This window comes from Sphingobacterium sp. E70 (assembly GCF_019285695.1).
Classification (GTDB): domain Bacteria; phylum Bacteroidota; class Bacteroidia; order Sphingobacteriales; family Sphingobacteriaceae; genus Sphingobacterium; species Sphingobacterium detergens.
On sequence record NZ_CP079104.1, the window covers coordinates 2,690,125 to 2,711,576 of the forward strand.

The 21,452-nt window shown below is 41.2% G+C and carries 23 protein-coding genes, 1 tRNA gene and 7 pseudogenes; 10 read left to right on the forward strand and 21 right to left on the reverse strand.

Annotated elements, in window-relative coordinates; genetic code table 11:
• Positions 1–4 precede the first annotated feature (4 nt).
• Positions 5–220 (forward strand): discoidin domain-containing protein, encoded by a 216-nt coding sequence (locus tag KUH03_RS19195; protein WP_257095842.1) that lies wholly within the window; start codon positions 5–7, stop codon positions 218–220.
• A 258-nt stretch (positions 221–478) separates the two neighbouring features.
• Here KUH03_RS19195 and KUH03_RS19200 read toward each other — a convergent pair.
• Positions 479–548 (reverse strand) — tRNA-Glu (locus tag KUH03_RS19200).
• Positions 549–724: 176 nt separating this feature from the next.
• Here KUH03_RS19200 and KUH03_RS19205 point away from each other — a divergent pair.
• The 4 genes and pseudogenes from KUH03_RS19205 to KUH03_RS48815 all read left to right on the forward strand — a co-directional run bounded on the left by KUH03_RS19205 (position 725) and on the right by KUH03_RS48815 (position 3,197).
• Positions 725–1,021: a carbohydate-binding domain-containing protein gene (locus KUH03_RS19205; protein WP_257095844.1), complete on the forward strand. Its 297-nt coding sequence runs from the start codon at positions 725–727 to the stop codon at positions 1,019–1,021.
• Positions 1,022–1,148: 127 nt separating this feature from the next.
• On the forward strand, positions 1,149–1,355 hold the full coding sequence (locus tag KUH03_RS19210; RefSeq protein ID WP_257095847.1) for a hypothetical protein: 207 nt from the start codon (positions 1,149–1,151) through the stop codon (positions 1,353–1,355).
• Positions 1,295–2,845 (forward strand): annotated as a pseudogene (locus tag KUH03_RS19215) (family 20 glycosylhydrolase); the annotation flags it as partial. The gene KUH03_RS19210 and the pseudogene KUH03_RS19215, both read left to right, overlap by 61 nt.
• Positions 2,846–3,029: 184 nt before the next feature.
• On the forward strand, positions 3,030–3,197 hold the full coding sequence (locus KUH03_RS48815) for a chitobiase/beta-hexosaminidase C-terminal domain-containing protein (protein WP_373564830.1): 168 nt from the start codon (positions 3,030–3,032) through the stop codon (positions 3,195–3,197).
• 155 nt (positions 3,198–3,352) lie between these two features.
• Here KUH03_RS48815 and KUH03_RS48820 read toward each other — a convergent pair.
• The 5 genes and pseudogenes from KUH03_RS48820 to KUH03_RS46195 all read right to left on the reverse strand — a co-directional run bounded on the left by KUH03_RS48820 (position 3,353) and on the right by KUH03_RS46195 (position 9,202).
• Positions 3,353–4,371, reverse strand: a pseudogene (locus KUH03_RS48820) (TonB-dependent siderophore receptor).
• A 17-nt stretch (positions 4,372–4,388) separates the two neighbouring features.
• Complete coding sequence (locus tag KUH03_RS19230) at positions 4,389–5,846, reverse strand: TonB-dependent receptor (protein ID WP_257095853.1); 1,458 nt, start codon at positions 5,844–5,846, stop codon at positions 4,389–4,391.
• A gap of 266 nt (positions 5,847–6,112) precedes the next feature.
• Positions 6,113–7,915, reverse strand: coding sequence for a glucosamine-6-phosphate deaminase (gene nagB / locus KUH03_RS19235; protein WP_373564761.1), 1,803 nt, complete (start codon positions 7,913–7,915; stop codon positions 6,113–6,115).
• Between the two features lie 277 nt (positions 7,916–8,192).
• Positions 8,193–8,903: an aminotransferase class I/II-fold pyridoxal phosphate-dependent enzyme gene (locus tag KUH03_RS46190; RefSeq protein WP_306429765.1), complete on the reverse strand. Its 711-nt coding sequence runs from the start codon at positions 8,901–8,903 to the stop codon at positions 8,193–8,195.
• Entirely contained in the window at positions 8,888–9,202 is a 315-nt protein-coding gene (locus KUH03_RS46195; protein ID WP_306429643.1) for a hypothetical protein, read from the reverse strand. Before KUH03_RS46195 ends, KUH03_RS46190 begins: the two co-directional genes overlap by 16 nt.
• Positions 9,203–9,464: 262 nt before the next feature.
• On the opposite strand from KUH03_RS46195, the pseudogene KUH03_RS19245 reads away from it, so the two are divergent.
• Together KUH03_RS19245 and KUH03_RS19250 are read left to right on the forward strand one after the other, a co-directional pair.
• A pseudogene (locus KUH03_RS19245) lies at positions 9,465–9,662 on the forward strand (TlpA family protein disulfide reductase); the annotation flags it as partial.
• Positions 9,663–9,727: 65 nt separating this feature from the next.
• A complete protein-coding gene (locus KUH03_RS19250; protein ID WP_257097129.1) occupies positions 9,728–9,871 on the forward strand; it encodes a hypothetical protein in 144 nt (47 codons plus the stop codon).
• 189 nt (positions 9,872–10,060) lie between these two features.
• On the opposite strand, the pseudogene radA reads toward KUH03_RS19250, so the two are convergent.
• The 7 genes and pseudogenes from radA to KUH03_RS19290 form a co-directional block, all read right to left on the reverse strand.
• Positions 10,061–11,444: pseudogene (radA, locus tag KUH03_RS19255) on the reverse strand (DNA repair protein RadA).
• Between the two features lie 31 nt (positions 11,445–11,475).
• Positions 11,476–12,634: pseudogene (locus KUH03_RS48825) on the reverse strand (dipeptidase).
• Positions 12,631–13,044: a serine hydrolase gene (locus tag KUH03_RS19270; RefSeq protein ID WP_257097131.1), complete on the reverse strand. Its 414-nt coding sequence runs from the start codon at positions 13,042–13,044 to the stop codon at positions 12,631–12,633. The pseudogene KUH03_RS48825 and the gene KUH03_RS19270 overlap by 4 nt, the downstream one beginning before the upstream one ends.
• Before the next feature lie 146 nt (positions 13,045–13,190).
• Positions 13,191–13,364 (reverse strand): annotated as a pseudogene (locus tag KUH03_RS46200) (hypothetical protein); the annotation flags it as partial.
• 47 nt (positions 13,365–13,411) lie between these two features.
• The gene (locus KUH03_RS19280; RefSeq protein WP_257095857.1) at positions 13,412–13,705 is read right to left on the reverse strand and encodes a serine hydrolase; all 294 of its coding nucleotides are present in this window, start codon (positions 13,703–13,705) and stop codon (positions 13,412–13,414) included.
• Complete coding sequence (locus KUH03_RS19285; protein ID WP_257095859.1) at positions 13,705–13,929, reverse strand: hypothetical protein; 225 nt, start codon at positions 13,927–13,929, stop codon at positions 13,705–13,707. Before KUH03_RS19285 ends, KUH03_RS19280 begins: the two co-directional genes overlap by 1 nt.
• Positions 13,926–14,330 carry a hypothetical protein gene (locus KUH03_RS19290; RefSeq protein ID WP_257095861.1) on the reverse strand — a complete coding sequence of 135 codons (405 nt, stop codon included), beginning with the start codon at positions 14,328–14,330 and terminating at the stop codon, positions 13,926–13,928. The genes KUH03_RS19285 and KUH03_RS19290 overlap by 4 nt, the downstream gene beginning before the upstream one ends.
• 298 nt (positions 14,331–14,628) lie before the next feature.
• Here KUH03_RS19290 and KUH03_RS19295 point away from each other — a divergent pair, with 298 nt between their 5' ends.
• Genes KUH03_RS19295 through xseB form a run of 3 tightly spaced genes read left to right on the forward strand, consistent with a single transcriptional unit; the run spans position 14,629 to position 16,113 of the window.
• Complete coding sequence (locus KUH03_RS19295) at positions 14,629–14,991, forward strand: exodeoxyribonuclease VII large subunit (RefSeq protein WP_257095863.1); 363 nt, start codon at positions 14,629–14,631, stop codon at positions 14,989–14,991.
• Positions 14,940–15,800 (forward strand): exodeoxyribonuclease VII large subunit, encoded by an 861-nt coding sequence (gene xseA / locus KUH03_RS19300; RefSeq protein WP_257097134.1) that lies wholly within the window; start codon positions 14,940–14,942, stop codon positions 15,798–15,800. Before KUH03_RS19295 ends, xseA begins: the two co-directional genes overlap by 52 nt.
• 43 nt (positions 15,801–15,843) lie before the next feature.
• The gene (xseB, locus tag KUH03_RS19305) at positions 15,844–16,113 is read left to right on the forward strand and encodes an exodeoxyribonuclease VII small subunit (protein WP_257095865.1); all 270 of its coding nucleotides are present in this window, start codon (positions 15,844–15,846) and stop codon (positions 16,111–16,113) included.
• On the opposite strand, the gene KUH03_RS19310 is transcribed toward xseB, so the two are convergent.
• The 8 genes and pseudogenes from KUH03_RS19310 to KUH03_RS19335 all read right to left on the reverse strand — a co-directional run bounded on the left by KUH03_RS19310 (position 16,067) and on the right by KUH03_RS19335 (position 21,432).
• Complete coding sequence (locus KUH03_RS19310) at positions 16,067–16,711, reverse strand: MgtC/SapB family protein (RefSeq protein WP_257095867.1); 645 nt, start codon at positions 16,709–16,711, stop codon at positions 16,067–16,069. The genes xseB and KUH03_RS19310 overlap by 47 nt on opposite strands.
• Before the next feature lie 166 nt (positions 16,712–16,877).
• The gene (locus KUH03_RS19315) at positions 16,878–17,354 is read right to left on the reverse strand and encodes a pirin family protein (RefSeq protein WP_306429766.1); all 477 of its coding nucleotides are present in this window, start codon (positions 17,352–17,354) and stop codon (positions 16,878–16,880) included.
• A 37-nt stretch (positions 17,355–17,391) separates the two neighbouring features.
• Complete coding sequence (locus KUH03_RS46205; protein ID WP_306429644.1) at positions 17,392–17,589, reverse strand: hypothetical protein; 198 nt, start codon at positions 17,587–17,589, stop codon at positions 17,392–17,394.
• Positions 17,590–17,686: 97 nt separating this feature from the next.
• Positions 17,687–18,433: an aspartate/glutamate racemase family protein gene (locus KUH03_RS19320; protein ID WP_257095868.1), complete on the reverse strand. Its 747-nt coding sequence runs from the start codon at positions 18,431–18,433 to the stop codon at positions 17,687–17,689.
• A 59-nt stretch (positions 18,434–18,492) separates the two neighbouring features.
• Positions 18,493–18,675 (reverse strand): hypothetical protein, encoded by a 183-nt coding sequence (locus KUH03_RS19325; RefSeq protein WP_257095869.1) that lies wholly within the window; start codon positions 18,673–18,675, stop codon positions 18,493–18,495.
• A gap of 38 nt (positions 18,676–18,713) precedes the next feature.
• Positions 18,714–18,968: pseudogene (locus tag KUH03_RS48830) on the reverse strand (BT_3044 domain-containing protein); the annotation flags it as partial.
• 67 nt (positions 18,969–19,035) lie between these two features.
• Positions 19,036–19,473, reverse strand: coding sequence for a DUF4973 domain-containing protein (locus KUH03_RS19330; protein ID WP_257095870.1), 438 nt, complete (start codon positions 19,471–19,473; stop codon positions 19,036–19,038).
• 15 nt (positions 19,474–19,488) lie between these two features.
• On the reverse strand, positions 19,489–21,432 hold the full coding sequence (locus KUH03_RS19335; protein WP_257095871.1) for a RagB/SusD family nutrient uptake outer membrane protein: 1,944 nt from the start codon (positions 21,430–21,432) through the stop codon (positions 19,489–19,491).
• Between the last annotated feature and the right edge of the window lie 20 nt (positions 21,433–21,452).

A 21,452-nucleotide genomic window follows, 5' to 3' on the forward strand; every position in this document is an offset into this window, starting at 1 on the left:
TGGCATGATGGAAAGAGGTATTATACAAGTCAGTAACGATGGCAAAAACTGGGAGACCATAGAAAACTTTGAATTTGGCAATCTCATAAATGATCCAACACCAAGGTTACACTATTTTAAAAAACAGGTCTCTGCCAGATATATTCAGATTAAGGCAACGACTATTGCTGGCAACAAAAAGACTTTGGCCATTGCTGAATTGGATTTTTGGGAGAAATAGATCAAAAAAGCATTATCTCCTTAATACAATTGTTAGAGAATCACTAATTAGGGTGCAAAGGGATTTTAACATATAATTCCTGTATATTATAAACAGGAGTTATATGTTAAAAAAATCGTGTTGATAAATCTATGATGAAAAGCTAAAACCAAATCTAACAGATGAACAAATCGTAAAAATACAAATTGGGATATGTGAACAAAGTAGCTGAAGAGGTCAAAAAAGGCAAATCAAGTAAAAACTTGATTTGCCCACTCGTAGCCCGTAGGGGAATCGAACCCTGTTTCAAGAATGAAAATCTTGCGTCCTAACCCTAGACGAACGGGCCGTTTTCTGTTTCGGTGTGCAAATATAGAAAGTTTTCTAAATCCGTCAAAATTTTATCGAAATTTTTATTCATTTTTTCAAAATAGATCTTAAACCCTCTAAAATAGCTATATTTAGACTCATTGAAAAAGTAACCAACATGACTAATTTTAAAAAATTAAAAATCCTCTACTTTATGTGGGTCTTGGCATGGCACTTTTGAGCCAAGCAGCATATGCTCAAAAACCGAGCTCAATTGCAGAACAGCTGCAACTCACCTGGCAGGTCAAGGATGGCCAGAACATCCGCAAAAATCCTGTCTCAACAATCATTCTAAAAAATAAGGGTAAAAGCGCGATACAGCTCAATGATTGGAGCCTCTGGTTTAATTTTATCAGATCCATTGATCCTGATAAAGTAGATAAAAGATTTGCCATTGACCACAGGAATGGCGATCTATTTCAGGTAAGCTTTAAGAAAAACAATTTTTATTAAAATCACAGGACACCATCCATATTGATTTCATCACAACAGGACTCGTCAATTATACCGACGGGCCAATCGGTTTGTACATAAAAATAGCAAAACTGGGCTTTCAACAGATATTCAGAACTACACTGCGGTGAAAACAGCACCTCAATCCGATGCTGAAAAAGCGGATTATTGGTCTTATAAATATGACCAAAATAAACTTACCGAGGGTATAGAGGCGCAGGCCATTATCCCCTACCCAGCAATATTAGTATTGACAATAATACAAAGTTCAATATATCGACTAGTACAAAAGTATTTATCGCCAGTGAATTCTCTTCCGAAGCAAGCTTTCTGACAGATTTCCTAAACAAATACGCAGGTATCAAGTTGTCAACTAGCTCTGAAAAACAAGATGCTGTTGTTATCGTCAAAGCAAACGATCTGAAACCTGAATCTTATCGACTAAACATCGATGCAAAAGGTATCCGTATAGAAGCAGCGGATAAGGCCGGTGCATTTTATGCCATACAGTCTTTGAAATCCTTGATTAATCATCAACAATGGAATAAATCGAGCAAATCAATTGCCTTACCTTACACAAAAATAGAAGATAGTCCTCGTTATGGCTACCGTGGATTTATGTTGGATGCGGCCCGTAATTTTCATAGCAAGGCAGAGGTGCTGCGCATTTTGGATCTGATGGCTGCCTACAAATTAAATAAATTCCATTTCCACTTTATTGACGATGAAGGTTGGCGATTGGAAATTCCATCCTTACCGGAACTGACTGCAGTGGGGGCCAACCGTACCGCTAATTTTGAAGACGGCAAAGGAATTCAACCTGCTTACGGCTCTGGTGCAACTGCAAAAGCGCATCAATTCTACACCGTAGCTGATTATATCGAAATATTACAATATGCTAAAGCAAGGCATATCGATGTGATACCTGAAGTAGAAACACCGGGGCATGCCCGTGCTGCGATCAAAGCAATGCGTGCACGCTTTGCTCATTTTACAAAGGCGGGCGACAAACAGAAAGCAGAAGAATTCCTGTTGGATGACGCGGATGACAAATCGATCTATAACTCCGCACAAAACTGGAACGACAATGTGATGAACCCTGCCCTACCTTCAACATATCATTTCCTGAGCAAAGTGGTCGATGAAATCAAAACGATTCATGAAAAAGCTGGAGTACCGTTGAAAATTATCGATTTGGGAGGAGATGAGACACCGAGTGGTGTCTGGGAAAAATCACCAAAAATCCTTGCATTCATGAAGGATAATAATATCAGTAATGTACTTGATGTTTGGCCGATATATATCGCCAAAATTAACAAGCTCGTTCAAGATAAGGGTTTGACGATGTCTGGATGGGAAGAGATGGGCATGCGCAATAAAGGGAAAGGAATGGAAGTTAATGCTGAATTGGGCAAATCCGGCATCCATCTCAATGTATGGAATAACCTTCCGGGTCAAGGACAGGAGGATTTAGCTTACCGCTTAGCAAATGCAGGCTATAAAGTTGTCTATACCAGCGCGGCAAACAACTACCTGGATATGTCTTGGGACCGCGACTTTGCAGATCCAGGCCATAGCTGGGTAGGTACTGTAAACCTGAACAGAACCTATTCTTTCTCACCGGAAAACTTCTTTATCAATCTTCGTAAAGATGATACTGGAAAAGATCTTGTAAAAGAAGCTTATACCAACAAAGAGCAGCTTACTACTGAAGGAAAGAAAAATCTGCTCGGCATTAAGGGTGCACTCTGGGCCGAAAAAGTATCGACAGATCAACGCCTTGAAGAGATGATATTCCCTCGATTAATTGCTATTGCCGATCGTGCCTGGGCGCAAGAACAAGACTGGGAAAAAGGGAACTCGTATGACGAAGCAAGCTATCGTAAATCCTACACAGCCTTTATTAAAAAATTAGGAGAGGATGAATTGAAGAAACTGGATATTATTGATGGGGTTACACCTATCGCCTTCCGAAGCTTGGTATTAAAAAGAGGGCAACCAACTCCTTATCAACACCGATTATCCAGGGTTCAAAGTATATTATACGGACAATGGAAGCACACCGACGTTGAAATCAAAAGAAGCAAGTGGTGCAATTCCTTATCAAACGGGCAAGAAATACCTATTCAAAGTCTTTGATGCCAAAGGTAGATCCGGAGAGGTTATTGCTTATTAAAAATCAAACTGCATGATCTCAATAAAACAGGGTTATCAGGCAACTTAAAGCTCATAGGTGAATCTATAAACTAAAGCAATCCTGAAATGGAAAAAGGGATGATTTCGAATAGAAATCATCCCTTTTACTTGCACTCACGATTAAATGCGTTCTGCTTAAAACTTATAGCTTAATGACACGGCAGCATTTCTAGGGTCGATCTGATTGATAAAACCGCCTCTAAAATACGAATTCAAGCCAATCTCATTGGTGATATTGTTAACAAAAACTTTTGCATCAAACCTCCGCCATTTATACCCCACCTGTGCATTTAAAGTTGTATAAGCTGGCATATTGAATGGTTTTTCGCCATAATATTCACCGTGGCCTTGCGGTGTTAGACTATACTCATTTACTGGACGATCGCCCACATAATACACTCCGGCACTTAAGCTCAGATTTCTTAAAGCACCTTGATTAAAGACATATTGCACCCAAGCATTGGCCGTATGCTTTGGCGCATTCATTGGAGCAGAGCCATTCATGTAGGATGGAGAATTTTTATATCGGGCATCTAAATATGCATAGCCCAACATAACCGTTAGATTTTCCAACACACGACCGTTTAATTCAGCTTCGATACCATCCCGGACTAAATCACCCGCTTTAAAATAAAGACCTGTCGGTTGATTCGCCTCATTATATTCCGCATTCGTTAGGTCAGATGTATAAATATGGAAATAAGTTAAATTGAAACGCAGTCTATTATCCAACCAATCTGATTTAATCCCCCTTCGAATTGTTCGGTAGTTGAAGCACCCGCCTTGGTCCCATCAACCATTGGATTGGCTGCACTTCTGAGACTGGTTGAGTTCGTATAAGATCCGAATACATTGAAATTCTCGAAAGGCGTTACGATAACACCTGCCATCGGATTCCAAGCTGATACCCTCTTATTTCCGTTTGATATAAAATCCTTCGTCGTCATCTCAGAGTAACGCAAACCCAATACTGCCTTAATGTATTTATTGAATTCAATAACATCCTGCGCCATAAAGCCAACAGAAGAATAGTAATTTCTAACAGGAGTTTTAGCCTCAAAAGCCACCTTCTTTCCTATCTGATTATTCCCCAATGAATCCACATAAGATACTTGGGTCAAATCGTTGGCCCAATCGCCATGAATATCAATCACGTCAATTATACCACCGGCTAAAGCTGCCTGATCAGGCTTTGACAAGGAACTTTACTGTCCAACAAACTCAATTTGGTACCAAACGAAGTTGTTGTTGCATCGGCGATACGATAGTCAACTCCCGCCTGTACCAAATGCTTTACCTTACCTGTATAAAGATCTTTTCCAATCAGATCAAACTGAAATGTCTTATTCTTATCATCTCTTAAGCTCTTACTCATCTTCCGCGAAAAGGTATTGAACTTTTCCTCTTTGTCCTCTATCAGAGTCGCCGATGTTGTCAAGTTATCGACCTGGTAAGATGAGGTCGCTATTGAGGCGCGAATACTCCAACGATCGCTCAATTCATGATTGATCTGCCCCATAAAGCTCTTCATCTCTGTGTTAACATTATCAGAATTCATACCTAAGAATTTATTATTGGGTATGACATATAAAGCATTAATACTCTGCGAAGGGTTTAAGTTAACCGCCGAATTTACCGGGGTACGGTTATCGTTGAAATAGTCTCCTTCCAATGTGATCGTTGTTCTCTCAGTAGGTTTCCAGGCCAGTGATGGGTTCAGATAGACACGGTTGGCTGAAAGCCCTTTTCTGAAACTATCATTTCTTTCATAGGCACCATCCATACGAAAAGCGACAGTCTCTTTTTTGTCTAATACGGTCTGAAAATCGAATGTCGGCCGAAACTGCCCCCAGCTTCCCACACGTACCCCAACCTCACCAGAGTTTGTAAAATTAGGCGTTTTTGTCACGACGTTAATCACCCCACCGGCATTCCCGAGGTCAGTAATAACACCTTGCGTCACCGCTGCAGATCCTTTGATCATCTGGATAGACTCCACCCCTTGCATATCAACGACGCCAGAAGCTGTCTGAAACTGCGAGTCCATACGTACACCATTTTTCAAAACTGGTACACCCCTGAAACCCCGTGTAGATAGGGATTCTTTGACGCCACCGTAAGAACCAAATAGTGTAACACCCGGAATATTTCTAACAGCATCAGTCAATGTCAATATACCCTGATCTTGAATTACTTTATTGGATATCACCGATATACTCTGAATCTGATCGGAAGGTTTTAACGGCATACGGGTAATCATCTCAAGCCCCTTCGGCTTTTTATTTCGCTCACCAAACACTTCCACCTCATCGATGGCTTGCTCATTGCCTACTAACACCACCGGTTTCATGACGACCTCACGGCTAGTGGAACTAAAAACATAATCAACCGATGTCGCCTGATAACCTAGATAAGTAAAACGAATGATTGCATTCTGATTGATACCCTGAAGCCTGAAATGACCTTTATGGTCTGTCCGTACTGTTTTATCACCGATTGAAACGGTTACTGAGCTTAATGGGTTGTTGTTTGCATCTACAACCTTTCCTTTTACGATTCCTGAAGTTTGACCGTATACAGCGCTTCCGATTAAAAATGTAGAGGCAAGTGCAAGTAAGTGTTTGTCCATGTTAATAATCTTGGGTAATTATTTTTAATTAATCTAAATAGTTAAGCAAAGGTATAAAAATTTTGCTTGCTATAACAACTAAAAACAAAAAAGCTCTGAACCAATTAAGATTCAGAGCTTTCCTATATTAATTCAGACTATTTTAGTCAAATTTCCATCTTACAAAAGCTTCTATCGCTTCATAGTTTGCAAGACCTAATCGGTCATACATTGCTGCGGTATCGCTCGTACGGTCTTCAGCACGTACCCAGAATTCACGTGGATCATCACCTGGGAATACAGGTAGATCTTTTTGGGATTGATGTTTGAAGATCGCTAAACGCTTGCGATATACCTTGTGGAGATAATGGAACGGCCATTTCGATCTCATGGATCGGATATTCATGCCATGCACCTCTATACAACCACAACCAACAGTCTTTTGTCCACTCGTCAGTTTTGCTCAATCTTCTCAAAGCTTCAAACAAAATATCGAAACATACTTTATGCGTACCATGTGGATCTGCAAAATCTCCTGCTGCGAATACTTGGTGCGGTTTTACCTGACGCAACAATTCCATCGTTTGTTGGATATCATCTTCAAACGATACATCCTTTGCAAATTTTTGTCTATCGTAGAATGGTAGATCTTGGAAATGGATATTTTCATCTGGCAACCCGACTAAACGAGCTCCGGCAATAGCTTCTCCTTTACGGATCAATGCCTTTATTTTGCGAACAAGTTCGGTATCGATCTGATTTGGTTTTTTAGTCGCAAAGATTGCTCTTTCTTCATCATAAATCTGATTGATTTGAGCTGCCTCTGTATTTGCACCAATTTGATTTGCTAAATCTTCAGCAAACTCCAGGTAACGTACCACATCATCATCCCATACAGCCGTATTACCACAAGTCTGGTAAGCAACATGCACATTGTGCCCTTGGTCAGCCAGACGGATAAATGTTCCACCCATAGAGATCACATCATCATCAGGGTGTGGCGAAAATACGATCACGTTTTTCTTAGCCGGATTCGCGCGCTCTGGACGCTGTGAATCGTCTACGTTCGGCTTACCTCCCGGCCATCCAGTAATTGTATGTTGAAGCTCATTAAAGATTCGGATATTAATGTTATAAGCAGGGCCAGTTTCTGTAACCAGCTTGGCCATACCATGCGCATTGTAATCTTCATCTGTAAGTTTTAAAATCGGCTTATTGATTTCCAGTGCTAACCAAACAACAGCTTTTTTGATCAATGTTGGCGTCCAGGTAACATCTTCTGCCAACCATGGAAGGTCAAAACGTGTCAACAAGGATGCTGCTGCCTCATCTAAGATGAATTCGACATTATCCGATAGTTGAAGATAGGTTGCAGGAATCTCTGACGAAATCTCGCCCTCAACCGCTTTCTTAATGATCTCGGCTTTCGTTTCAGTCCAAGCCATCAAGATAATCTCGCGTGCTTTGAAAATTGTACCTACGCCCATCGTGATGGCTTTTCTTGGCACATTTTCTTTACCACCAAAGGCACGTGATGCATCCCGACGTGTCAAGTCGTCCAAGGTTACAATACGGGTACCAGAGTTTGGAGCAGAACCCGGCTCATTAAATCCAATATGGCCTGTACGACCGATACCTAATAATTGAATATCTAAACCGCCAGCAGCAGTAATCTTTTGTTCGTATGCTTCACAAAACGCATTGACTTGATCCGGAGCCAGGGTACCATCAGGAATATTTACATTCGCCTTATCAATGTCTACGTGATCAAACAAATTCTTGTTCATAAAGGTCACATAGCTCTGATCGGCATCAGGTTGCATAGGGTAATATTCGTCAAGATTGAAGGTAATCACGTTCTTAAAGCTTAAACCTTCTTCTTTGTGCAAGCGAATCAATTCTTGATAAACTTTCACCGGTGTAGCACCAGTAGCAAGACCTAGAACAGCTTTTTCACCTTTCTCCTGCTTTGCACGAATAATTTCAGCAATACGATTTGCAACGTTTTTCGAAGCTGAATTTTGATCTGGATAGACGCTTACGGGGACTTTTTCGAAGCGTGTTTCTTCCAATAAATTTAATCTAGCCATTTTATGGATATATTGATAAACGTGAATTACAAATTTATGAAATTAGTGAGTTAAGTTGAAGTAAAATTTTAATAAAGTGGCTTATTCTTAACAATATTTTAAATAAATCCTTTTAGCCCTTATTTTAGCATAGAAATCCCACTATATTTCGTTTAAAATCGCTACTGCTTTTAACAAAGTATCATCCTGCTTAGCAAAACAAACACGTAAAACTTGCTGATCTGTAGCTTGTTTATAAAGGCAGAGAGCGGAATCGTCGCTATTTTGTGATGTTTTGTCAAATAGCAGGCAAAATCAAACTCCTTCTCCTGACTAATGGCACTATAATCGAGATTAAGAAAATAGGTCCCTTCACAAGGAGAATCTTGAAGCGAGACGGCGCCAATCCATTTTTGAGTAAGTCTCTCTTCTTCGCAAAGAAACCAGCAAGACTCTCCACATAAACAATATCTCTCAAATATTCGGCAATTGCGATCTGCATAGGTGTATTAACACTGAATACATTAAACTGATGGATTTTCCGAAATTCGCGCATCAATAGAACTGGCGCAACACAGTAGCCGATCTTCCATCCCGTGGTATGCAACAGCTTTCCGAAGGAAGCAACAACAAAACTCCGTTCACGCAAGCTCGGTATACTTAAAACAGATTGCGGTGAAACGCCATCAAAAACGAGATGTTCATAAACTTCGTCGCTTAATAACAGGGTGTTTGTTCCCGCTAATAGCACCCCAAGTTTATTTAGATCCTCTTTTCCGAGTACTTTTCCAGTAGGATTATTCGGATTATTGATAATCACCAATCGCGTTTTTTCGTTGATGAGTGTAGCCACATAATCCCAGTCAATTTGAAAATCTGGTGCCAATAATCGAACTGGAACAACCTTACCGCCAAACAATTCAATCGTTGGGGCATAACTATCGTATGCCGGTTCGAATATAATTACTTCATCTCCCTGGCTGACGACTGTTGCTATAGCCGTAAAGATGGCCTGTGTTCCCCGGCTGTAACCGTGAGTTCTTCAGTCGGATCTATATCCACGGCATATACCGCCTTGTATTTATTTACGATCGTCTCCCGTAGGCTTTGTGCACCGATCATTGGTGCGTATTGGTTGTGCCCTTTTTCCATTGCGGCAGAGACCAATTGTACAAGCTTGGGGTCTGTCTCAAAGTCTGGAAAACCCTGTGACAGATTCAGCGCCTGCTCCTCATTGGCAAGCGTGGTCATCTTGGTAAAGATCGATGTACCGACATGTGGAAGTTTAGCTATTAGGTTGAAGTTCATTTTTTGACATTTTATTAATCTACCAAATTAGTGGATTTTCTTATATTTGTAAATATATACAAGAATAGCAACATGATAAAATACATCACACTACTTTTTTGGTTCTTCCGTTCTTTGGTTTAGCCCAGAAAAAGAATTGACCAAACAGGAATATATCGCCCGCGTAAAAGCAACACCGGATTCCATCTCAACTTTAGTTGATTTGCGTCGTGTAGGCGGCTACGACCCTGTCTATACCGAGTTACAGGCGCTTTATAACACCTTGAGTGGCAATGTAAAGAATTCCAATGAAGGAAAAGAGTTTCAGGAATATCTGAATGCGCTAGAGACTGTTCAGATCGGCAAAGTTGCGCCTGCTTTTACACAAAATGATACAACAGGCACCCCTGTACAACTATCCGATTTCAAAGGTAAATATGTATTACTTGATTTTTGGGCTTCATGGTGTCCAGACTGTCGCGTTGAAAGTCCAGATCTTGTAAAACTTACGAACAATTCAAAGGAGACAACTTTGAAATCCTGGGTATATCCTTTGACAAAGACCGCAACTCTTGGATCAAGGCCATTCACACAGATAAGCTACATTGGAAACATGTTTCTGACTTAAAACGTTGGCAAAATGATGTTGGTACATTATACGCGGTGAAATCTATCCCCAAAATGTGTTGATTGACCCGAATGGAAAAATCATTGCGAAGAATTTACATGGTGATGCTTTACGTGCCAAGCTAAAAGAAGTATTAAAGTAAGAAGGAATGTTAGCCATGAGGCTATAGGGAAATAGAAGAAATATTAAAGAAAAAAACAGGTGTCCGAAAATTCGGGCACCTGTTTTTTTAATATGGTTCTTATGCTATATTAGCCAAATAAGGCGCTAAACAGGTCTTCCAATTTAGCTACTGGTCTAATGGCAATATTATATTTCTTGGCATCCAATCCTTTGGTATTAAACTTGGAAATAAAGATCCCATCAAAGCCCAACTTCTCAGCTTCTTGAATACGTTGTTCAATCCGGTTGACAGCTCTGATCTCTCCGGATAAACCTACTTCGCCAGCAAAGGTCAGGCTGGTCTTTATCGGAATATCTTGTTGTGACGAAATAATAGCCACGATAACTGCCAGATCGATGGCTGGGTCTTCAACGCGAAGTCCTCCGGCAATATTCAAAAATACATCCTGCGCGCTTAACCGAAAACCAAATCGCTTTTCCAATACAGCCAACAACATGTTTAATCGTTTTGTATCATAACCTGTAGATGAGCGTTGGGCAGTTCCAAATGCGGAATTGCTCACCAAAGCCTGAACTTCAATCATCATTGGACGCATCCCCTCTAGCATAGCCGCAATGGAAACACCGCTCACGGGCTCATCGCGTTGTGAAATCATAATTTCGGACGGATTCGACACCTCCGCAATCCGGAACCCTGCATTTCATATATACCTAATTCAGACGCGGAGCCAAACCTATTTTTTACCGCACGCAATATACGATAGACGTGATGGCGGTCACCCTCAAATTGGAGTACGGTATCAACCATATGCTCCAAGACTTTCGGTCCTGCAATGGAACCATCTTTGGTAATATGGCCTACAATAAATACTGGGGTGCTGGTTTCTTTGGCAAACCGTAGTAATTCGGCTGTACATTCCCGCACTTGGGAAACCGACCCTGGTGCCGATTCAATCTGCGCTGAATGCAAGGTTTGGATGGAATCTATGACAATGACATTAGGTTGTACTGTCTCGATCTGCTTGAAAATATTTTGTGTAGATGTTTCTGTCAGAATATAACAATTGGCTTTGGAGGATTGTGACAATCGCTCGGCCCGCATCTTGATTTGCTGCTCACTCTCCTCTCCGGAAATATAGAGGGTCTTGACCTGTGGAATGGACAAAGCCAGCTGAAGCATCAATGTGGATTTTCCAATTCCGGGTTCACCTCCTATCAAAACCAGGGACCCGGGACGATTCCCCCTCCCAACACCCGATTAAACTCCTGATCTGGAGTCAAGATACGCGATTCATCCTGATATACAATCTCATGAATAATAGCTGCTTTGTTTGCCCGCTTTGTATTCCCTGTTGTTGTGGTGCTTCGCCATTCAGGAACTTTTGAGCTTGACTTTTCGACCACTTCCTCCACGAAACTATTCCATTGTTTACACGAAGGACACTGTCCCATCCATTTGGGAGCCTCATAGCCACAGTTTTGACAGAAATATGCTGATTTTGTTTTTGCCATTCTACGAAATTACAAATTTCTATCCTTTACTTTACCCTTCGTTTTCTTTTAAAATCCGTAGAAAATTCTGTCCCATGATTTTAGCGATATCTGCTTTGTCGTAACCTCTTTCTAAAAGTCCTTTTGTCAATAAAGGAAATTTAGAAACATCTTCTAATCCTTGGGGAGCAGATTCGATGCCATCAAAATCCGATCCAACGGCAACATGTTCAATCCCTACTTTCTTGACGAGATAATCAATATGGTCCAATAGTTTGGACATTGGTGCATCGACTTCATACCTAACATCTATGGGCAATTTATCATACATCTTCCAGGTACTCAATGCGGTATCGGCATTCTTACCAAATTGCTGTGTATAGATTCTCTTTAATCGTGTCTCATACTCGGGATCTAAAAAACCAGAGTAAAAGTTGACACCGATCACACCGCCATTTTTCTTCAGGGCATCAATTGTTCGTCTTTCAGGTTGCGGAAATGTGGACATAAACGATAAGCATTACTGTGAGACACCAATATTGGCTTACTGGAAACCGCAAGGACATCATAAAGGTCTGCTCACCACCGTGGGAGAGATCGACCAGCATGCCAAGTTCATTCATTTTTCGGACAATCGCTTTCCCGTGGTCAGTTAATCCCTTCGCCTTGGAATCCATCGCACCAGACTCCATTGCGGCACAACTCGCCCATGGCACATTATAGTTCCAGGTCAAGGTTAAATATTTCGCACCACGTTTATGAAGTTCGATGAGCTTGTCTATGCTACCCTCGATCATATTACCTCCCTCCACACCAATAATCGCAGCAATTTTACCCGTTTTTAGAATGCCATCGATATCTGCGGTTGATTTTGCCAAGGCAATATCCTCCGCATTTGTAGCAATCATTTTTTCCAGGGCATCTATTTGAGCGTTGGCATGCTCAAAGGCTCCGGTCTTCCATTTTGCATCATCCGACCAAACAGCAAATACCTGCACATCGATCCCACCTTCTTTTAGTCGCGGCAAATCCGTAGCACCCGTACTCAATCGCTGACCAATATCCTTTCCTCCGAAAATTGATTCATAGATTACATCATTATGTCCATCCACGATAACCAGATCCTGATGAGCTTTTTTATAATCCTGACTATAAGCCAACCTATTTAAAGATAACATGCCCAGCCCCATCAACAATAGTTTTTCTATCATTTTTTCGCCTCATTAATTGTTTCATAAATGGCATCCTGAATCCGGCTACGGATATTGAGATCCAACAATTTGGTGCTGACCTGCGGGTGCACGCGATTGGATAGGAAGATATAAATCAATTGGTTTTGAGGATCCACCCAGATACAGGTGCCTGTATATCCCGTATGCCCAAAGACAGTGCTATTGGCCAATTTAGAGGGATACTCGTTTTTCGGGTTTGGATCCCAGCGGTCGAACCCCAATCCTCTTCGGCTTGTCGCGGACTGCTTAGACGTAAAAAGATCGATTGTTTCAGTCTTAAAATATCGCTCGCCTCCGTATTCTCCCCGGTTGAGCAAAAGCTGGCCATATATCGCGAGGTCATTAGCTGTGGCAAATAAGCCGGCATGTCCAGCGATACCGCCGGCCATAGCTGCTCCTGATCATGCACATAACCTTCCAACAATGTTTTACGGAACGAAGTATCCTGCTCGGTAGGCACAATCTGTTCCTTCGCAAATCGCTCCCTTGGAAGATATCCTGCATGTGTCATACCTAATGGTTTATAGAAATTTTCCTGAACATAATCCTGCAATGGTTCGGCCGTCTGATGTTCGGCAACCTCCTTCATCACATACATGCTAATATCACTATAGACATAGTTTCCTGTTGGCTTAACAGGCGATTTTAACATTTCGGGCCACATCACATCGCGGTAATAATGATTGAGAATATAACTATTGTCAGCCATCTTTACCTGATGTTGTTGGTCCGGTACGGCAACAACATCACCTGCTTTTAAATATTTATAAAAGGGATAAATGGCGTAAACCCTGCTTCATGCAGCATCACAGAACGCAATTTGATATCTTTTTTATTTGTATACTTTGCCTGCCACAGGTAATGCCCCATCGTACTATCGAGATTAATGATATTACGCTCCGTCAATCGCATAATCACGGGTGTAGTACCCGCAATTTTACTGACTGAGGCCAGATCAAAAATATCACTTGTTTTTGTTGGAATGTCTTTTGAATAGGTATGATAACCATAGGATTTCTCCAATAGCACCTGCCCATCTTTGATAATCATCACAACTGCACCGGGGTTGCCTGCTTTTCAATAGCTTCTTGTGCAATGGCATCAATTTTTTTGGTCAATTTACCCAAATTCAGATTGGAGTTTTCACCTGAACTGTATTGCAGTCTCGATTGAGCCGTCTTCACATTTCCTACAGTAATGGCAGCACCACCAAAAATAGACATCGCGGCATTGCGTTGACCAAGTTCCGTAAAAGGAGCCAACAATTCGATCAAATCAGATTGGGGATGTTCGGACAATGATCTTTTGTTGCGTTCTTGTTCAAAGAAATGACAAAGAACAACTTTTTATTGTTCAGTACAGCCTGCTTTAACTGTGACAAGCAATCGGCGTCCAAATCATCTTCCTTACCCGCAACAATAATTGTATTATAATATTTGATATCTTCATCAAATTTACTGAAACCAAATAGCGTAATGGCTGCATAACGTGCCAATTGGCTTGTAAACGCGGCATATTTTTCAGCATGAGGCACAACGACAGCAATACGTAACTGTGCCAGATTACCCAAAGGAAGCAGCTGATCTACATTATTGTAAAGTATGGTTTCATTCTTTATGGTCGACTTATATTGAGCGAACAAGGGGCCAATACAGAACAAACCTGCAAATAACACCCCAAAAATCCTTTTTCATTCTGATTTTATCGTTTTTTAGGTTCTATCAAATAAAAATACGAATAAAATAAAAAAGCAAAGTCCTTTCCTTAAAAAAATCAATTTTGTTACGTCAGTTTTTTACAGCCTCAGTATAGGGATTTTTGGCATGAGCAAGTATAAATCTTTTTTTTCTGTAAGTTTGGTTAATGCCGGAATTGATTCAAGATAAAACAATATTTTCCCTTTTGGAGGTTAGCAAAAGTATCCAAAAACGCTTGCTGAGCGTTACAAGAGCTTATATTGGATCAAGGCGGAGATGAATAAACTCAACCATTATACGCATTCCGGACATTGTTACCCTGAGCTCGTTGAAAAGCAAGACGGTAAAATTGTAGCCGAGATCAGATCAACTTTGTGGAAAGCAGACTTCACCCGAATCAACAACAATTTCCTGAAAATTGCGCAAGAACCTCTACGGGAGGGTATTACGATGTTGTTTCAGGCAAGTATTTCCTATGATCCGATGTATGGTTTGAGCTTAAGGATTGTCGATATTGACCCAACTTTTACGTTGGGGAACTGGAGAAAGAGAAGCTGGATAGCATTAGAAAGCTTAAAGAAGAAGGCATTTACGAGGCTAATAAATCCGTTCCGTTCCCAACGCTTCCAAAAAGGCTAGCGATTATTTCGGTGGAAACAAGTAAAGGCCTTTCCGATTTTTACAAGATTATCAATCAAAATCCGTGGGGTTATCGATTGGAATGCACCTTATTTCCGGCACTCTTACAGGGTGATAAATCTATCCCCTCAATCATCAATCAACTTGCGATCATTGCCGATAAAATAGCTGAATTTGATGTGGTCGCCATTATTCGTGGCGGTGGCGGTGAGGTTGGCTTATCGAGCTACAATAATTATTTGCTGGCACGGGCAATAGCAATCTTCCCTATTCCTGTATTGACCGGAATTGGCCATTCTACCAACTATACTGTGAGTGAGATGGTGGCTTACAAAAATGCAATCACACCGAGTGAGCTGGCTGATTTTCTCATTCAAAAGTTTCATAATTTTTCTGTTCCCATTGACAAAGCAACTGAAAGCATCCAGCAATTGATCTCTACTCGTTTTAAGGAAGAAAGAAATACTTTGGCTCAAATGGCAACGCATATCCAATGGGTTGGGAAAAGAGAACTTCAGACTGCGCGCGCCAATATTCAACAGATTCAGCACGAACTGGCTGCGCTGATCAAACTACGCTTTTATGAACATAAAACGGCGTTGGCGCATACCGAACGGATTATCCAGCTTTCTGATCCGCGGAGGCTGCTTAAACAAGGGTTTTCCATTACAAAAGTCAACGGCAAATTACTTCAATCTATCGATCAGATATCTCCGGGTGATCTGATCCAAACGATGGTGGAAGATGGCGAAATTACAAGTACTGTAACGGATAAGAAGACGCTTAGCGCCAGTTCCGAAAACAACTAACCGGAACTATATTAGCGTGAACAATTTAAAGAGATACCATACAATGGAACAAAAATATACATATACCGATGCCTTCAATGAATTACAAACGATTGTAAAAGAAATTGAGAATGGAACAACAAATATTGATGAACTTGCAGAGAAAATCAAACGTGCATCTGATCTCATTGAGGTATGTCGGACAAAATTGACCGCAACCGAAGACGAAGTGAATCAGTTGTTGCAAAAGATCTCGCCTGTACAAGATTCAGAGTCTGGCTCCCCTCCTAATATTGATATGCAACAATTTGTTTATCCCTTCGCAAAACTTTAACGAGCTCTTTATGTTGATTTATGTTGCCTGTCAATCGCCAGGTAGTGTTTAGACTTTCCTTATTATACCGTTGATTTACGATTGTTGCTTTAAACCCCATCTGTCTGATCAATTGCTCTGTATGTTCAAAATCTGCTTCAGATAAGGTCTGGAGCTCATAGTCTTTAATTTTATGGTAATTATCAATATAAGTCTGTAAATAGGTCAATAACCCCAAAATCACTAAAACCAACCCTACACCGATAAAGGCTAAAAAAATATTCCCTGTGCCGACACACATTCCCAGAGATGCGGTTGCCCATATCGTTGTTGCTGTTGTAATTCCGCTAACTTTATTATCTTCTTTAAAGATTACTCCAGCCCCTAAAAAACCAATTCCTGTAATAATATTAGCTGCTAGTCGATCTGGATTTCCAACACCTATCTTCAATGAGATAATAGTAAAAAGGCAGGAGCCAAAACTCACCAGTATAAAAGTCCGTAATCCAGCAGATTTATTACGGTATTCGCGTTCGACGCCAATCAACAGCCCAATCAGCACGGATAACATAATCAGTAAGACATCCCTACCCTCAAAAGCATGTAATAAATTTTCCATGGGTTTTACTTCTATTCCTACTCCAATTTACAAAAAATAAGGAGTCCCTTTTACAGAACTCCTTATTTTTATAGTAGATCTTTATATTTCTTTTTTCATGTATCCCTAGTCTAGCCGAACAATAAATCAAGCATTACCAAATCATGAAAGGTGTAGGCTTCCAGCACTAAAACATTGGAACTTCAATAAGTAACAGCTTTGCATTGTACTCGGCCTTAATCTCAATGTTATCCAACTCATAGATGCCGATGGCATCTCTTCGCGATAATATTTCGTCCGCTACCTGTACCTTACCCTCTAATACAAAAAGATAAATTCCGTTTCTTTCAGAATGAACTGTATACGGGATTGTATTCCCTTCATCCAAGTCCACAATATTGAAATATGCATCTTGATGAATATGAACCGCATCTGAATCGGAAACATCAGGGGACACAATGGTTACAAACTTATTATGACGGTCCAAATGAAGGTAAGACTTCTGGTCATAACCAGGAGTAAGATTCATTTCTTGAGGTATTATCCAGATCTGAAGAAACTTAACAAGCTCCTTCTGGTCGCCATTAAACTCCGAATGCTTTACTCCTTTGCCTGCAGACATAATTTGCACATCTCCGGTTTCAATGTTTCGGACATTGCCCAGACTGTCCTGATGGGAAAGTACTCCTCCAAAGGTATGCTCACAATCTCCATATTGTCATGAGAATGGCGACCAAAGCCTTGCCCCCTTCAACCTGATCATCGTTTAATACGCGTAAAGCCCCGAAGTTTACTTTTTCTGGATCAAAATATTGCCCAAAACTGAATGAGTGGGCACTTTTCAACCAACCAAAATCAACATGGCCACGATCGTTTTCTCGGTGTATGATCTTTTGCATCTGTTCCTCCCTGTTACATAAATAACTACTAATCAGAAGACAAAACTCATACCAACAAGCATTTCTCTAGAAAATCTGCCAATTTGACAAAGCAGCACTAAAGTGCTTTGAGTTTTCCAGGAGCAACCGTTTGAATCAGCGCTCGGGCAAGAATACGATTGGGATCGATTACAACCATTCCGTTATGATCTTTTTCGGGAATGGCCAACGGCAATTCGGCACATCCCAAAATAATCACCTGAGCACCTTGTTTTTTCAAGTCATCCATCGCCATTAGTAAATCTTCTCTTGCCTTATTGGCTATGGGTACCGGTTGTGCCTTAATACCATAATCTTTATCGTAAATAGCATTGTTTACCTTTTCCTTCTCTGCCCCTTCAGGTTCCACAATAGGAAATCCCTTTTTCATAAAAGCTTCTCGATACTGACTATAGGCTTGTTCACCCGCTGTCGATAACACACCTATTGTACTCTCTGGATAATTTTCATGAACAAAGCGCACTGTTTCATGGACAATATGAAGCAACTTCAGTTCATTCCCTAAACGTGCCATCTCATCCTGAATAACTGAAAAAATCGGTTCTGCATGCGCTGTATTCGACGGAATTGCCGCAATCGTTGCCCCAGCCTGTTCCAGTTGTTTTAAAATCATCGCTATTGCCTTTCCTGGATTCTCCTTCGATTTATCCAATAAATATGCGGAACGATCTGGAATCAAATTAGGGCAGGAAAACAATAACAGTGGCAAGTGTTCCTGATCGGAACTTGCCACTGTTTCATCTATAATTTTCTTGGCTATATCCAAGCCTGCATAAGGACCTAGGCCACCTACTATACCAATCATAACTACTATTTTTATACCTTATGATATAACCAATAGCTCGCCGAATGGTTTGATAAAGTTTACCATTCAATGGCTTGATCCTCATCTGGAATCTGTGTATTGAGCTGACGCTCCAAGATCAATGAACCAGAAACCTTGAATTTGATCGCCGTAGTAGAAACAAGCGTATAATCGGTAAATTCATAATCCACATTATTGATTGTGATATAACGATGCAATAAATAAGGACGGACGGCGTCCATCTGTTCTGAAACAGTATAACTTGCATCTTTTTAACAACGAATTTCATATTTGGATTTACGGCACGAAAGCTTACCCCACCCTTGTCATTGAATGTTGCAAAAACCTGATAATTCTTCCGGTCCTTTCGCTCTTCATCTATATTACCCGCATAAAAGAAGATCGTATTCTCATCGACAACATAACTTTTGATTTGACTTTTTACGATCGGGGTTTCATTTTCATGTCCTTCCATAACAACCTTCAGGGCTGTCCCGCTATAGGTCCCGGAGTAATTGTTAAAAGGGTTGATGCGTAATAGTGCTTTTTATAATGCTTTCGGGGATTGACCTTATATTTAGCCCCTGGATCATCCAAAATAGTCAAGGAAGCACCCATTTTTCGGTCATATCAATACCCTTCAATGTAAAATCAATGGCCATTAATCCGGTATTTTCCCCAGACTTGATATCCACCGCTGATGGAATCGCAAAAAAGTTCGTACTGAGCTGTTTGTAATAAAAATCCGTCCTCGTTTGGAATCGCTCGTAATTCAGCACGCCCAATGTATCAGCATCCACTCCAACCTTGACCGAAAGATTATTATCGTTGGTTGTCGATCCGCTGACTTCCAGCGGCTGCATAAAGGTTGTCTTTTGCCCATCCTTGTAACGAACATAGATATTCGCGACACCCTCACTTTCCAAGGGAGCCTTAAAAGAAATGTAATGTTCGAATTGTTCCTCTTTCCATTCATCATTACAAGAGCTGCAGACAGCAAGTAAAGTGAGGAACAACAATTGTATATATGACTTGTTCATAAAATGCATATTTGGTTAATCATTATAAGTCCATCCAGGATTTTGAGTCAAATTCTTATTGCGCTTAAGTTCGGTATGGCTAATCGGCCAAAACCACATTTTGTCGGCAAAGGTTGTCTTTAAGGTCCAGATCGCGACGGGCTGATAGAAAAGGTCACGTTCCTCTACGTTCATCAAAACGTTACAGCCATACACCGGCAATGCTTCTTCAACAGGCGCATCCATCCAACGGCGTAAATCATAGTAGCGCTGGCCTTCGCCCATAAGCTCAATAAAGCGCTCCCTTTTCAATGTTTTGCGCAGTTCATTCTTATTCCCATATATACTGGCCGAATAATCAGGCACACCTCCGCGGATGCGGACAGGATGGATACCCTTTTTCATTTCGGCAATGTCACGGCTGATCGAGTAACTTGCTCCACGCCAAGAAGGAATCGTATACGAACCGCTTAATTCATTTAGCGCCTCAGCATACATCAACAATACATCTGCATAACGGATGGCTGGCTCCGCCTTAGGAATAATACGAGAGCCAACTCCACCTTCATAAGTATCACTGGGATGAACAAACTTCTTAACTCCGAAACCCGTACGCAACCAATAGCCATTCGCTGAATTAAAGCCGTTTCCTTTCGGGTCAGCGCTATAATAGAAGATTTGTTTATTGCGGTTTTCCTCTTTTGTTTCATTAAGCAGTGTCCAAAAACTTCCGCTATAAGCCACCGAAGCATAGAATCTCGGTTCTCGGTTTGCATATTGCAAGGACACACCGGGACGCAATGGTCTGTATTTATTGTTGTCATAATTTTCCTGGGTCACAAAACCACTGACACGATTTGAACCATTTCCACGGCCGATTTCTTTATCCTTTCCCGGTACATCCGTACCGTCATTCATATAGTAGGCGTCCACTAGCTTCTGTGTCAGTCCATGCGTATTCCATCCCGTTGCTGAACGCGGCAGTTGGTGGATGACCATTTGGTCGATACCTTCATTCGGCTGGTTGTTACCTCGGGTAAATATTAACTCCGGATTACCCGAAGCAGTCAATGTCCCATTAAAGACCTCTGCATATGATTTGGCAGGATCAATGTCCGCCCAACCTCCTGGCCAGCTTTTATCCGAAAAATTATGATCCTGAGGAGGTCTAACTGTTGCATCATCACCCGTTTCCTGAAAAGGTGCGGTGTACAGCCGATATACCCCCAGTTCGATGACATCGCGTGCAGCAGCTGCAGCCTTCGCCCATTTCTCTTCTTTATAATCGGCAGACAACAGACGTTTCATCTGCTTGTCTACCAACCGGGCAGCGTAACCTGAATTATTCCCATTGGCCAAGGGACTTGCAGCATACAGGAGCACCTTAGCCCTCGCTGCCAATGCTGCCCCCACAGAAGGGCGGCTAGAACCATCCTGTCCACGTCTCATCCCAAGGGCTTCCATTTCTTTTGCGGCTGTTAATAGTTCGTTGCTGATGAATTCAGCACACTCATCATAGGTGTTTCGCGCAATAGCCAGTTCTTCGTAACTATCTGTATAATCCAGACCTTCATCGGGCAGTATCGGAATTGGTCCATATTTACGGAGCAATAACCAGTAGAGGTAAGCCCGCGCAAAACGTGCCTGCCCCCGATAATCTACGATTTCGGCCTCGGACATCTCCGTATTCATGTAGATATTATGGATAAAGGTCGAAGCATTCCGAATCCCGCGATACGATTGAGTCCATGTACCCTGTTTATCCGTTTCGGTATACAAACCCATTTTAAACATATTATAGGACAGTTCATTTTTTGATGGATCATAATCCTTGTCCCGATCACCATAATACATATCATCCGCGAAGCAGTGCGGTGTCAGGCCTTTACTGGCGACATCAGCATTTTCACCTTTAAACTCTTCAAATACATGAGCCAGCCATTTCTCCGAATACAGCTTGCTTTTAAATGTTTTTTCCAAGGTGATCCGATCTTTAAAAT